The following is a 13,835-nucleotide window of genomic DNA, read 5'->3' as shown; positions in this document are numbered from 1 at the left end:
CGGCGGCAAGCCAGCTTGGTAACGGAGGCCTTCCGGAGCGGCTTGACCACGAAAGAGAGCGCGTGTCCCCCCACGAGAGCGGGAAGGTGAGGGGTGCTTCCGGCCCAGGGAGATGCGAGGATCCCGCGACCAGCTTCGGCTGCGTCAATTCACAGGCGCCGAGCGCTTTCACAGCGTGCTCAGTGGCTGCGCTATAACGCGCAGCAGCCGGATTATGGATCGAGGTTTTGCGAAAGCCTCGTTCACGAACTTCGGAGTTGAACTGCACAGCACGAGATTATAGGTCGCATAGGTGAACCGGCTTTCCTGAACGCAAGACCGTTCTCGACCAGATTGCTCGGGCGGCCTCGTCGGGCGGAGAAATAGCTCAAAGGGCGCCCGTTGCGTCACCTGGCTGTAAGCTGTCCGCTCGCGCCAAAGCTTGGCCTCGCCCGGTCTTCGGCTTAAACGGCGCTGCAGCTCCTTGGCCGGCGCGGTGAAGTTCGCGGCGACCGCCGCGTCGACCTCCGCCGCTCCTGCATTTCCGACCACAAACAGGGTCAGAACTGAATTGATGAGGATCAATCGGCAAGCCTCATCGGGAAATCCGGACGCCACTGGGAACGCGTTAGCCGCGGCGGCTCTTGCTTCTCATCCCAGCAATTGGCGTGCGGTTCGAGAAACATGGCGCGGGCCTTTGCTTGACACGCACATAGTTGCCAGCGTGCCCCGTCCAATGGCTCGGCCGCCTCGTCCGGCTTGCGATATCGGCCTCTTCAACTCCGCCTGCGTGGCACAATGAAATGTAGCCTCAAGATGATGCCGCTCGCCTCTCGAGCGAGCTTGCTCGTTTCACGCCGCGGCGCTTGCCTGCCCAGGATCTGCTGCTGGCCTGGAGGTCGTCACGATTTGCAATGGCGGTTCAGAGGCCGAGAGCAGCGAGACGTGCTTGAGCTGCGCGAATACGTCCATCCCATCCTTTAGCCCAAGGGAATCAAAGGAGAAACGCGTGATGCGGGCCAAAATCTCCGTGCCCGAGCCTCCGGTGCCGAGCGCAAGAACCAGCGTGATCTCAGCCGCGCCGAGCGGCAAACAGGCTCTGATGCGCGCCGGAAAGACATTAATCATGGAGCCTGCGCGTGGCGCCTCGCGCGCCACGCTGACGTCGCTCGCTCCAATGCGCAGCCGTTGGTGCACGCCGGGTGCAAACGGCGGCGCCGGCACCAACAGCCGCGCCCCTTTGAGGCGGAGAATGAGTAGCCCATAGCGCCCATCATAGCCGCTGACAACGGCATCAAGGCTGACGGCGGCTTCGCGGCTTGCCGCTAGCGGCAGTGCGGGATCTCTCTGTAAGACTTGCAGCGGTCCGGCCGCGGTCACTACGCCGCGCTCCATCATGACGAGATAATCGGCAAAATGTTCGATCTCCGCCATGTCATGGCCGATGTAGATCATCGGCAGCGCGAGCTTCTCGGGCAGGCGCTCGATGAACGGCAGAATCTCACGTCTGGCGCAGCGGTCGAGCGCGCCAAGCGGCTCGTCCATCACAAGCAGTCTGGGCTGAGACAACAGCGCGCGACCCATGGCGACGCGCTGCCGCTCGCCGCCGGACAGATGTGAGGGAGAGCGGTCGAGCAACGGAGCTATCTCGAGCAGTTCGACCACCTCATCAAACGCGATCGGCGTTGGCTTCGGTTTGGGCGCACCGTAAAGCAAGTTGCGCCTGACCGACAAATGAGGAAAAAGACTCGGCTCCTGAAACACATAGCCGATGGGACGCAGATGGGGTGGGCGAAAGGTCGTCCTATCCTGCCACACCTCGCCGTCGATGGCGCAAAAACCATTTGGCAAAGGCTCTAGGCCGGCGATGCAGCGCGCCAGCGTGGTCTTGCCGCAGCCTGGTGGGCCGAAAATCGCCGTCACGCCTTTGGCGGGTACGCTGAATTGCGTATCGCGCGAGAAGCCGGCGATACTGCCGCTGAAGGCAACGTCAATCCGGCCTGGCGTGGCTATCCTCACCTGCTCCTCCTTCCGCTGTATTTGTCGATCAAGGTTAAGGTGAGGATTACCGCAAAGGCGAACATCACCATGGCCCCGGCAAGCCAGCTTGCTTCGCGCCAGCGCGATGCTTGGACATAGTCGAAGAGATAGGCCGACAGCACCTTGGTGCGCCCAGGAATGTTGCCGCCGATCATAAGCACGATGCCGAACGTGCCTATCGCATGCGCAAAGCCAAGCATGGCGCCTGTCAGAACACCCGTTCGCGCCACAGGCAAGGCGACCGTGAAGAAGGCATATAACGGTGAGGCGCGCAGAGTGGCAGCGACTTCCAGCGGGCGGTCACCCATCGCAGCGAAGGCGTTGCGGATGGGCTGCACCATCAAAGGCAGCGCTGACAAAACCGATCCGACCACGAGCCCCGTAAAGGTGAAGGCGAGCGTGGCCCCGCCCCAGAGAGAGGCGAGAAGGCCACCCGGGCCGTTCGGGCCGAGCAGGGCCAGCAGATAGAAACCGATTACTGTTGGCGGCAGCACCAGCGGCAGCGCGATGATCGTGGCGACCGCCTCAGCCCAAAGGCTCTTCGAGCGCGCTATCCACCACGCGAGCGGCGTGCCAAGGACCAGCAGGATCACGGTCGTCAGGCTCGCGAGCTCGACCGTGAGCTCGAGCGATTCCCAGATCTCTGGCGAAAAGCCATCCATGCGTCAACTCTAGCTTTGCACGTAGCCACCCCGCGCGATAATCGCGTGGAGTTTTTGCCCTTTAAGAAAATCGACGAAAGCGCGTGTCGCTTTATTATTGGCGCCGCTCTCCAACAGCACGGCATTTGGCCCCATCGGGCCATAAGACTCCCGCGCCACCAGCCAGGGCAAACGGGTTTTGCTGTTTGTGAGCTCGGGCGGCGCGACAAATCCGAGCTCGGCATTACCGGTCTCGGATCGATCGGCGTGTGTGATGCTGGCGGTATCGGCCCTCGGCTGAATCGCCGCACTGACGCCTGGCGCTTTCATGACCTGCACCGCCGTTGCGCCATCATAAGGTGCGGCGGCCGGATTGCAGATCGATGATTTTGCCACAGACATCATCTGAAGGCTATCCGCGCGATTGGCGAACTTCACATTCGAACGCCACAGCACGAACTTGCCGCTCTTAGAGGTGAAGCTGTTTCCCGATACCGGGAGACGCTTCTCGCTCTGTTTACTTGGGCGGAACTGGTCGGCCGACAGAAGGATGCAAAGCGCGGGTTGGATGATCCAGCTGCAAAAATGTCCGTGCGCGCGTGAGCTCAACCCGGCCTCGAGCCGCGTCGTCTGAGTGAGCGGTGATGCAATCTCGTTGCTCGGCAGACGGACGTTTGCGGCAAGGGTGGGACTGATGTTCACCGCTGCTGCTTTTTCGAGCAGGATCAGAATCAGAGTTGCATTGATCAGGATCAATCGGGCAAGCCTCATTGGGAAGTCTCTCGGAGCGGGGCGGCCTGCGACCAGTTTGGCCGCGACGGCTTCTGCTCCTGATCCCAGCAAACGGCGTGCCGCTCGCGAAATATGATGCGCGCCTTGCGCCACAGCAGCCAAACACGCTTAAGCGCCAGCCTGGCTGTTGAATTGCGGCGGAATGGCCCCAGCGCCGTGTCAGCTTTCCGACTTCGGCGTGTTCAACCGAACATCTCTAGCCTCTTGAACGAAAAACTTCTTGGGATACTCCGCCCCAACCTTGGCTCCGCCGCGCCGTGATGTCCGACCTTGGATCTTTGAACGGCTCGAACTCCGATCTCCGGCTCATCGGCCGGCCCAACGTAGCCCCCTGGCCTGGGGGTGTCGGAATACGATAAGTTCTGCCTTCACGTCGCCGCTATGAAGCGTCCGTTCGAGAAAAACTCTGTGGCAAGCGACTCGTCCAGGCGCGGCAGGAGCTCAGCGTGTATCGTCCGGTGAAGGAGTATCGAGGCTGTCGTTTGTAGCTGTGCGAAACAATATGACCGAGGCCGGATAACGCCCGGGGACAGGCTGTATCAAGGCCTTTGAAGGCCTGTCTCCACATGTCGATGGCGTGGATGCGTGCCATCCAAAAAATCAATTTTACCAATGTTACGGAACGTTGCATTGACAGCACCTGACGCCCGACGAATCACGTCGCTGCTTCTGTCGCGCGTCGCGACGTGGCTCGGCTGGGGGATGGCGCCGCGTTCGCGTCGAAGCGCGTCATGGAAGCAGCAGCATGGCAGTTCAACTCGCGAAGGAAATTGTCGCACGATGAAGGAAAACGCCGTCGGCGGCGGCGAGACAACGACCGGCCAGGCAACTGACCTGGTGTGGCATCCAGTCGCTGGAGTTGAGGGACATCATCTGCGACCTGGAGCAGTCCTACGCGATCGAGATTGAAATGAACACGGATGACGCCTGATCGAATCTCAAGAATGTCGGCGACGCGACTGTCCGCGGCGTGGTCGCTGAGAAGGCCTGAATGGGGAGGCGCGTCGTCATTACCGGAATGGGCGGGTTGGGGACCGACGGCGCCTCCATCTATAAGGAGATACGCGAAGGCCGCTCCGCCATTGGCCCGATCGCAACTCCGAGCTCAGGATAGGGGCCAAGCTCAAAACCCTTCCCGAGCATGACATTGCCGCAAGCGGCTGGTCGATCTCGAGGTCGCGCCCACTCTGCCGCGCGAGCGCAAGGTGCGCGTCGCGCCGAGCAATGCCTTTGCCCTCGGCGGCACGAACGTGATTCTGGGATTCAGCCAAGTGTCGTCAGGAGACAGTCGGTCCACAGTCTCGTCGGTTGAACGGCCGCATGGCTTTGGCGCTTGGCGCGCGACTTGCTTAACAAAAGAAAACACAGGTAACTGCCGACCTACCCTCGGAATTCACGCTGCGATCTGTCGGATTTCCGACATCGCCGTCTTCAATGGGACACGGCTGGCATAAAAGCTCGTCTGATGCCGTCACCGCTCAACGCGCGGCGGCTCGGTGTTCGAGTTCGTATAGGGAAGGAGCGTCATGACCACCATCGCAACTGCGGCGCCCGCGCGGCCGTCGCAAACTTGGTACAAAATTCTCTACGTTCAGGTGCTGATCGCGATCTTGATTGGCGTCGTCGTCGGTTGGCTGTGGCCGTCGCTCGCAACCAACGACTGGATCAAGGCGCTCGGTGATGGATTCATCAAGCTGATCAAGATGGTCATCGCGCCGATTATCTTCTGCACCGTGGTCTCGGGCATCGCGCACATCCAGGATGCGAAAAAGGTCGGCCGGGTCGGCCTCAAGGCGCTGGTCTATTTCGAGATCGTCTCCACTTTTGCCTTGTTGCTCGGCCTTCTGATGGGCAATCTTTTCCAGATTGGCCACGGCCTTGCGGCCAAGCCCGATGCCGCAGCCGTCGCCAATTACGTGAAGCAGGCGGAAGCCTCGAAAAGCGTCGATTTCATCCTCAATATCATTCCCGACAGCGTGGTCGGCGCGCTGGCGCGCGGCGATATCCTGCAGGTACTCTTGTTTGCCATCCTGTTCGGCTTCTCGCTGATGGCGCTGGGTGAGCGCGGCGAGAAGTTGCGCGGCATGATCGACGACACGGCGCACGCCGTGTTCGGCGTCATTGCCATTGTCATGAAGGCAGCGCCGATTGGCGCGTTCGGCGCCATGGCTTTCACGATCGGTAAGTTCGGACCCTCGGCGCTCGGGAATCTGATCGGGCTCATCGCGCTGTTCTATGCCACGGCCGCGCTATTCGTGGTAGTCGTGCTTGGTCTGATCGCGCGTTTCGTTGGCTTTTCGATCTTCAAGTTTATCGCCTATGTCAAAGACGAGCTCTTGCTCGTGCTCGGCACCTCGTCCTCGGAAAGCGCGCTGCCGCAGTTGATGAAGAAGCTCGAGCGGCTAGGCTGCTCCAAGCCCGTGGTCGGGCTCGTGGTGCCGACCGGCTACTCCTTCAACCTCGATGGCACCAACATCTACATGACCTTGGGAACGCTGTTTATCGCGCAGGCGCTCGGGGTCGATCTCACCTTCGGCCAGCAGCTCACGATCCTGATCGTGGCGATGCTGACGTCGAAAGGCGCAAGCGGTATCACCGGGGCCGGCTTCATCACGCTCGCGGCGACGCTATCAGCGGTTAATCCGGCGCTGGTGCCGGGCATGGCAATCGTGTTCTCGATCGATAAATTCATGAGCGAGGTGCGTGCACTTACCAATATCATGGGCAACGGTATTGCCGCGGTGTTCGTGTCCTGGTGGGAAGGCGAACTCGACGAGGCCACGCTTCATGCGCGGCTCAACCAGGAAATTGGTGCGGCCGACGGCGAGACCACAAACACGACGGGGTAGGGGCTGCATTTCTGTTCGTCATTCCAGGACGCGTTGACGCAGGTGTACGCGAACTCGCGAGTCTTGCTTGTCCAAGTCGGCAGCAGCCGACTTGGATTACGAAGGCGGAATCTCTCGCCGCGACCTCTGGATTGCCGGTTCGCTCGCTTTCGTGAGCGCGCCGGAATAACGTCCTAAAGAGGCTGCTCCGTGAGACGAGGAGACGAAACCCTCGGTTTCGCCGGGCGGTTTCTCATGAGCGCCGAGTCTGAACAACTGCTTGAAAGTGATAGTCCTCTATCCAATCGCATGACGGCGAAGCGTTAGCGAAGTGCAATGCCCCATCGCAAGCGGGTCTGAAGGTTAGCTTGAATCGAATTTGGATTCCCAAATCAGGAGACTTCGGATTTACCATGCTGGCTGGGCCTGGAGGCCAGCACGGATCGGCAAGCCTTACTCTGAGGATCTTCGGAAGCGGGGCGTTGCAGGGTTGTTTCCGGTGGATTGTCCTGCAACGAGGCGGCTAAACATTCGGTGTTGCGGTCAGCACGGCCGTTGGATGGGCGCGACGGCATTGCGAGACCGGCAGCGTGGTGCCCGGCAGGGATGCGCGGCAACAGGTCGAAGGCCATTTCCGGCAAACACCGCGTCCGGGTTTTAGGGCGAATCAAGGGGACTTCACCCTGCGCGGCTTGGTCGCCGAGCTCACTGATCGCGGACCTAAGGCTGATTACCGTTCAATATGGGAGTTCTCCACGCCGAGAAGCTCAGCTTGAAAAAACTGTGGCTGGCGAACGCGAGATCTGCGCCAGGACCGATATGGGGCCTTGCGGGGGTGCGCCGCGTGGCCAGAGGATTCACAGCAAGAGTCCCAACGGCCGCTGGACGACCATAACCTTCCTGGCCGCGTTGCGCCATGACCGGATTGAGGCGCCATGGTTTCTCGAGGGCCGAACGATGGCGAGAGTTTCCGCCTCTACGTCGAGAGAGTCCTCCTTCCGACGCTTTGTCCCGGCGACATCCTAACCATGGACGATCTCGGCAGCCACAGACGCAAAATCGTGCGTCAGCTTACCCGCCTCGTGAATTTCGCATAAGTGCCGCTCTCGTGAACCCAGAGCCGATTCTTGGCATCGTGCGACCGTCTTTACAGCTCCGTCTTCGTGCCACAGACTTTTACAGATATAGCCCGCTCGAGCTCGGACGCCAAACCACTCAAGTGATCCGCAAGCTTTGCGAACAGCTCTCGCTTTTCCTGGTCAGTTGCCAGATCGCTGATCAATTTGCACTCGGCTGCATCGGTGCGGAGCTCTTTCAGTTGCTTCTGCAGGTCTTTCATCGGTATGCCCGTGGAGCGGCTATTCAGACCAATTAATCGGAGTGTACTTCAGCTCTCGCCGCTCCATTTCCGAACGAAGCAATTCAGCATAGCTGCGCAGATTGTTACCAACAAAGCGGCAACGTCCGCCGTCCGCGCGACCAGCCAACACTTGCCGCCGCACACTTTCCCAAAGAAACAATAAGCTCTCATCTTTCGAGTTTGAAAACCTCATCCGGACACCCCAATCCTTGCGCGCAAATGCTACCGCCATCTCAACGGCCTGAAGTGTTCGTTTCGGACACTCCCGCGCAGAAACCAAGTACCCGTTGCACATTTGCCACATGAGCCTTTCGGTCACCGCCCTACGCCTATCAGGCGGTTGGAGCAGAGCAGCTGGGTCTTACAGCTTCTCTCTTTGACGGTTCCACATGCTGCCAGCTAGTCGCTGTGGCTCGGACTCATCACTTGGCTGCGAACGCATTTCGCGCTCAGGAAAAAATTGACTGTGTAAGCGGTCGCGCAGTTCAAAAGGAAGTGAGCGATGGAGGTGGCGTATGTATTCGGCTCTTGTCGGGACTCTTATTCTTTTGAGCATTGGCATCCTATTGGCCCACGCGCCGGACGCTTTTCGCTCGGGTCGTGATAGCAATTCCCGACACTAACTATACTCTCATGCAAACAGCGCCGCGCCCGCCTCAGTGCTGAGGACGGATCGCGCCCGGGTAAGCGATCGAGTGCTTCTCTTAGAGCGCCGTCGTGCGTGCAGAGGCCCTCTCCCGTGAGCATAACCATATCAGCGGCCTCGCCCTTGGCCGCTCGGGAGATCCGGCCATCGGCGACTTCGGCGATCCCAAGGTGATCCGGAAATACTGCGAACTGATCGCGGATCCGGTCCGCACGCGGGGATCGTATCCTTCTCGCAAGTCGGCGCGAGGCTCAGATCAGACCCGATCAGGAGGTCGCCTATATAGGTGCCGTCTAGCTCTAACAGCCTGTTGAAGAAGTCGGTAGCGAAGCGTTTCGTATCGTGATTCTCTAGGACCAGGATTTAACTGGGGGCGCGATGCGGGGGAGTGACGAACAGTCCGGCTCGCTTTTTAGTTATGTGGACCTGGAGGCTCGGGTTCGGGTCGACCACCCGCTACGGGTGATCCGAGACTTGGCGAATGCGGCGCTGGGCGACCTTTCTGGGGAGTTCGGCAAGCTCTATACGAACGTCGGTCGCCCCTCGATGGCACCGGAGAAGTTGCTTCGGGCGATGCTCCTCCAGGCATTTTATGGGGTTCGCTCGGAACGGCATCTGATGGAATGGATGGAGTTCGATCTTCTGTTCCGCTGGTTCGTTGGGCTCGGGGTGGATGATGCGGTTTTGGGACCATTCGACCTTCTCGAAGAACCGCGACCGGCTGCTCGAAGGCGAGATTGCGGCCAAGTTCCTGAACGCGCTTTTGGCGCAACCAAAGGTCAAGCGTCTACTATCGAGCGATCACTTCTCGGTGGATGGTACGCTGATTGAAAGCCCGGGCTTCGATCAAGAGCTTCCGGAAGAAGGATGGCAGCGACAAAGACGAGGACGGTCCGGGACGCAATGCTGAGCGCAGCTTCCACAAGGAGAAGCGATCGAACGAGACATGCGAGCACGACCGATCCCGAGGCGCGGCTCTACAAGAAGGGTGACGGCCAGCCGGCTAAGCTGAGCTATATGGGCCATGCGCTGATGGAGAACCGCAATGGTTTAGCGGTCTTGGGTGGGGTGAGCCAAGCGACGGGCACCGCCGAACGGGAGATTGCGCTTGCCATATCGACAGGCGCGGGTGCGCGAAACGGATCACTCTGGGGGCGGATAAGGCCTATGATGTCACGCAGTTCGTCCACGAGCTGAGAGATAGATCGGTTACTCCGCATATTGCGATTGATGGACATCTGAGTAAGACCGGCAAGCGGCGCAAGACGGCGATCGACGCGCGGACCACACGTCACAGCGGCTACGACATCAGCCAACGCTGCCGCAAACGCATCGAAGAAGTCTTCGGCTGGATCAAGAGTTCCGCTGGCTTGGCCAAGATCAAGCTGCGAGGCCGCGACCGGGTGGATGCCGTGTTCGTCCTGGCGCTTGCGGTCTATAATTTGATCCGGCTTCCCAAGCTTCTGGCGGCACCGGCTTGAGCATTCGGGGCAGATGGCAGGTCGTCGAGACACCGAGCTACGGCATGGCCTTGGCGAGCGCCTACATCCTGTTCGACGAGGCCGGCGGCGAATTCGCCTTCGATTGCCGCACAGGCTCCATTCATGGAACCTGCCACGGCGATGCCGCCGAGTTCGGCTGGCAGGGAAACGACGAAATGGAGCCAGCCGTGACGGCTAGGCCGAACTGCAGGATGACGGCTCACTCGAAGGGGAGATCTGCCTTCTCAACGGTGACAACATCCCATTCATCGCGCGCCGTTCAAAGACTTCTTCAACAGCCTGCTAGCTAGGGGCGGCTAGGTTGGTTCTTTGGCTCGGGCGAATCCGCTCGGAGATCAGAGTCCCGCTGCAGGTCGCGTAAACGAAGTCTCCGCGACATCGAAATCCAGAGATCGTCGGGCCAGCTATTTAGATCAATGTCGATCACAAGCGCAACGCAACCCACGCCCTGAGGAGGCGGCCCATACTTGGCACGCGAACAAGTGAACATCCGTGCGGCCCTTGCACCGGGGGGTGGGGCCGGATCATCGGCGCCTTTTCGTGTGGCATATCATTTGCAAGGGGTCATGCGGGCTGGACACGGCCAGGTGCCGCGCCATGCCCCAACAGCCCGACGCACCTCATACCCGGCAGTGTGCGTCGGGCTTCGCGCTGTTTCAGCGTCCACGCTCGGCCGCATTCACCGGTGCTAAGTCGGATGTAGAGTGGTTCGATAGGCCGAGACCTCGCTGCCGTTTCACTTCGAGAAAGTGGGACACTATGTACTGGCGCCGGTGCAACAACAAAGACTCTTGGTGGTCCTGGCGTGGGCAATCACTTCCCGGCGTATGTGGAGAACACGTTTGTCAACTTGCATACGCTAGATCGCGCGACCGGATTTGCCGAATTGAATAACGTGCGCGAATTTCCGGAACAGCTCGGTCATCCGTTGGTTGCTTGTCTTTCCTGCTACAGGATGGGCGACATCTCCTATGTTCGGTGTCGAAACGGCCGCGCCCCATGCGCGCGCTGAACGAAATCGGCGAAGACGTTTCCCAGCACCAAACCGACGTGCCTAAGTTGCCTCTAAGATCCTGAAGGCCGCGATCCGCAAAGAGAGGTCAATCGACGACCTCAAGCGTATAGGCCAGAAGGCGCTTGCCAATGCGGCCATCTTGTGTCGCCAGCTTGGCAGCTTTGGCATGTCATTTCGCTCATGAGAACGCATAGACGACCCAGCAGATACCGGCCCAGAGGAGAGCGCTGACAAGCATCGCCGCAAGCGGCCAGGAATTCAATCTGATCCGCGACTGCGAAGCATCAGGACGCAATGCGCGATCGGCTTTACCGCCTTCAAGCACGCGCGGTTTTGGTTTGCACCAGCGCGTCATCCGTGCACCATCCTTGCGCTGTGCAAGTTGATTAGGGTCACAGCAATTCGAAGATCACCAAGCGAAGTGAACTGCGTCTCGATGCCGATAGGATTGGCGTCGTGAGGCTGGCGAGCCTGATTGTCAGCCTGGCCGACTACCAGAGTCGCGCATCGTTCAGCTGAGGTTGAAATGCCGTGCCTTGTTTGATGTGACTGTAACATTGTCCATTCGCGCCGCATCTCAAAGTGGCCCCATGACCGGCCTCCGCTTGATGGTGTCGCTATCTCCTTGGTAGGTTGAAGGTGACTGCCACATGAGGTCTGCCTATTGTACAGCTACAACCGGCCTTCAGCACCGCATTGATCAGGCTCAATCGAGCAAGTCTCATTGTGAATCCCTATTTCAGTGACCAGCGGCCGACCTTTAACTGCGGCATCTTTCACTCAGCAATCGTATCCGTCCGGTGAAGCCGGTGAAGGCCGCCTTGCCGAGTGAGGCGTGTTGTTGAGAACTGTCCTTATGGACAGTGATAGGCGCAGTGCCCAAGTCGAGCGGCTCGAAGTAGTGGACACAGGCCGACGGCGGCGCTGGTCCGAGGATGAGAAGCTCAAGATCGTCCTGGAGAGCTTGCAGGCGCCGCGCCAGGTCGCGGCGACGGCGCGGCGATATGGCGTTTCGCGCTCATTGCTGCTCCGGTGGCGACGGTCGTTTCGTCCCGAGCCGAAGGATGCCGCCCATCAAACGGGCTTCGTACCGGCGATGGTGGTCGCGGAATCGGGGCCGACGCTTGGTCCGGTCGGGCCGGCCGGCGGCGGCGCGATCGAGATCGAGTTTGCGGCCGGGGCTCGGATGCGGATCACGGGCACGGTCGACGCGGCGACGCTGAAGGCCGCGGTCGCGGCACTGGCAGATGGATGGCCGCGGTGATCCCCATTCCGCCCGCCGTACGGGTGTGGATTGCGACCGGCCACACCGACATGCGCCGCGGCATGAACTCGCTGGCGTTACTGGTGCAAGAGGCCTTCAGACGCGACCCGCACGGCGGCGACCTCTACGTGTTCCGAGGCAAGAGCGGCAAGCTGATCAAGATCCTTTGGCATGATGGGCTCGGCATGTCGCTCTACGCCAAGCGGCTGGAGCGCGGCCGCTTCCTCTGGCCGTCGTCGGCCGATGGCATTGTGACCATCACCCGAGCCCAACTTGGCTACCTGCTCGAGGGCATCGACTGGCGGATGCCGCAACACACTTGGCGGCCGCAGGCGGCGGGTTGATCGCTGGGATTTGAATCGACCACACGTCGGCAGTTCAGACACAGACAGCTTATTGTGATTCTCTGACCGGGATGGCGCCGATGATTCTCTCCCCGACGATGTGACCACGCTGAAGGCGATGCTGCGTGCCGAGCGGGTAGCGCGGTTGGCCGCGGAAGCGGACGCCCAGGCGCGGACCTTGCTGATCGAGAAGCTCAAACTCACGATCAAGAAGCGGCGGCATGAGAAGTTCGGACAGTCCTCGGAACGTGGCGCACTGTTGGATCAGCTCGAACTGCAACTCGCCGATCTGGAGGAGAACGCTGCGCAAGCCGAGACCGCGGCGCAGATGGCCGCAGGCGACAAGATTACGGTGCCATCGTTCGAGCGCCGCAAGCCGGTGCGCCGGCCGCTGCCGGAGCATTTGCCACGGGAACGCCTTGTCTATCCGATACCTGCGGCCTGCCCATGCTGCGGCGACCGCCGGTTACGCAAAATCGGCGAGGACGTGAGCGAGACGCTGGAGCTCATTCTGCGGCAGTGGAAAGTCATCCAGCGCGTGCGCGAGAAGCTCGTCTGCCGGGCCTGCGAAGCCATCACCCAGCCTCCGGCTCCCTCGCACCCGATCGCGCGCGGACGTGCAGGACCCAAGCTGCTGGCCCATGTCCTGTTCGCCAAATACGGCTTGCACCTGCCGCTCCATCGTCAGAGCGACGTCTACCGGCGCGAAGGCATCGACCTCGACGTCTCGACGCTGGCGGACTGGGTGGGCGCCTCCACGGCAACCCTGATGCCGCTGGTCGATGCGATCCGCGGCCATGTCTTTGCGGCCGAGCGCATCCACGCCGACGACAGTGTGCTGCAGAAGCACACAGAAAGGATGATCGTGATGATCTGATAATCTGTGAGCACAAGCTGTGACAGCGATGAGGGAGGGCCCCTCGGGATCGGCTTTCAGGAGCAGGTCCCAAATCACTTCAAGCGGCTTCGCTTAAGAGGCGCGGTCGTGAGCGTTGAAGCTAACGATCGGGAAATACCCGAGCGGATAAGCATCCGAGAGACGAATGAAAATGAACCCGCCGATGAAGCGTCGTAACGTGGAAATCGTCGTCAAAACCAGAGGTGTGTCGTCCCTCTGGGATCAGTCCGCTGGAAGCCTGATGATTGGGCGGGCGGCGACCGGCGTTGAGGGGGCGTGAATCGGATGCAGGCGTTGTCACGGAACTGCAGGAACCAGTCGCTCCGATGCAAAGGGAGAAGCACAAGCGGAGAAAACCGNGAGGCAAGAGTACCGATGCGGAGCACTGGGGCGGACCGATCCGTACAAGTGACGAAGGCTCGTAATGGGGCTGGAGCGAAGGGATCGGATCAGGTGGGCTGGCCATCGTTGCAACTGGCAACAGGAGGACGGCGGTAAACCAGCCAAGCAAACCGTTCAACATCGA

General features: G+C 60.3%; 10 protein-coding genes and 2 pseudogenes. 6 read left to right on the top strand and 6 right to left on the bottom strand.

The window, feature by feature from the left end:
* Window positions 1-168: 168 nt before the first annotated feature.
* The 4 genes from YY7_RS55640 to modA form a co-directional block, all read right to left on the bottom strand.
* Complete coding sequence (locus YY7_RS55640) at window positions 169-564, bottom strand: hypothetical protein (RefSeq protein ID WP_051397327.1); 396 nt, start codon at window positions 562-564, stop codon at window positions 169-171.
* 267 nt (window positions 565-831) lie between these two features.
* The gene (gene modC, locus YY7_RS55635) at window positions 832-1,998 is read right to left on the bottom strand and encodes a molybdenum ABC transporter ATP-binding protein (RefSeq protein WP_063623463.1); all 1,167 of its coding nucleotides are present in this window, start codon (window positions 1,996-1,998) and stop codon (window positions 832-834) included.
* Window positions 1,995-2,681: a molybdate ABC transporter permease subunit gene (modB, locus tag YY7_RS0146940; RefSeq protein WP_028169067.1), complete on the bottom strand. Its 687-nt coding sequence runs from the start codon at window positions 2,679-2,681 to the stop codon at window positions 1,995-1,997. Before modB ends, modC begins: the two co-directional genes overlap by 4 nt.
* Before the next feature lie 9 nt (window positions 2,682-2,690).
* Window positions 2,691-3,431: a molybdate ABC transporter substrate-binding protein gene (modA, locus tag YY7_RS0146935; protein WP_028169066.1), complete on the bottom strand. Its 741-nt coding sequence runs from the start codon at window positions 3,429-3,431 to the stop codon at window positions 2,691-2,693.
* A gap of 1,012 nt (window positions 3,432-4,443) precedes the next feature.
* Between modA and YY7_RS64135 the strand changes: the two are divergent.
* Both YY7_RS64135 and dctA read left to right on the top strand, forming a co-directional pair.
* Window positions 4,444-4,601: pseudogene (locus YY7_RS64135) on the top strand (beta-ACP synthase); the annotation flags it as partial.
* A gap of 377 nt (window positions 4,602-4,978) precedes the next feature.
* Entirely contained in the window at window positions 4,979-6,301 is a 1,323-nt protein-coding gene (dctA, locus tag YY7_RS0146925; RefSeq protein ID WP_028169065.1) for a C4-dicarboxylate transporter DctA, read from the top strand.
* Window positions 6,302-7,427: 1,126 nt separating this feature from the next.
* Here the strand turns inward: dctA and YY7_RS0146915 are convergent.
* Both YY7_RS0146915 and YY7_RS59635 read right to left on the bottom strand, forming a co-directional pair.
* The gene (locus YY7_RS0146915; RefSeq protein WP_028169064.1) at window positions 7,428-7,619 is read right to left on the bottom strand and encodes a hypothetical protein; all 192 of its coding nucleotides are present in this window, start codon (window positions 7,617-7,619) and stop codon (window positions 7,428-7,430) included.
* Between the two features lie 19 nt (window positions 7,620-7,638).
* Window positions 7,639-7,872, bottom strand: coding sequence for a hypothetical protein (locus tag YY7_RS59635; RefSeq protein ID WP_245287682.1), 234 nt, complete (start codon window positions 7,870-7,872; stop codon window positions 7,639-7,641).
* A gap of 792 nt (window positions 7,873-8,664) precedes the next feature.
* Between YY7_RS59635 and YY7_RS55625 the strand changes: the two are divergent.
* The 4 genes and pseudogenes from YY7_RS55625 (at window position 8,665) to YY7_RS55615 (ending at window position 13,288) form a co-directional block, all read left to right on the top strand.
* Window positions 8,665-9,767, top strand: a pseudogene (locus YY7_RS55625) (IS5 family transposase).
* Between the two features lie 1,892 nt (window positions 9,768-11,659).
* A complete protein-coding gene (gene tnpA, locus YY7_RS0146890) occupies window positions 11,660-12,067 on the top strand; it encodes an IS66-like element accessory protein TnpA (RefSeq protein WP_028169063.1) in 408 nt (135 codons plus the stop codon).
* Complete coding sequence (gene tnpB / locus YY7_RS0146885) at window positions 12,064-12,411, top strand: IS66 family insertion sequence element accessory protein TnpB (RefSeq protein ID WP_028169062.1); 348 nt, start codon at window positions 12,064-12,066, stop codon at window positions 12,409-12,411. Before tnpA ends, tnpB begins: the two co-directional genes overlap by 4 nt.
* A 100-nt stretch (window positions 12,412-12,511) precedes the next feature.
* Window positions 12,512-13,288, top strand: coding sequence for an IS66 family transposase (locus tag YY7_RS55615; RefSeq protein ID WP_051397324.1), 777 nt, complete (start codon window positions 12,512-12,514; stop codon window positions 13,286-13,288).
* The last annotated feature ends 547 nt before the right edge of the window (window positions 13,289-13,835 follow it).

Source organism: Bradyrhizobium elkanii WSM2783 (assembly GCF_000472865.1).
In the GTDB taxonomy this organism is placed as follows: domain Bacteria; phylum Pseudomonadota; class Alphaproteobacteria; order Rhizobiales; family Xanthobacteraceae; genus Bradyrhizobium; species Bradyrhizobium elkanii_A.
The sequence above is the reverse complement of the archived record's forward strand: the minus strand, read 5'-3'. Positions and strand labels throughout refer to the sequence as shown.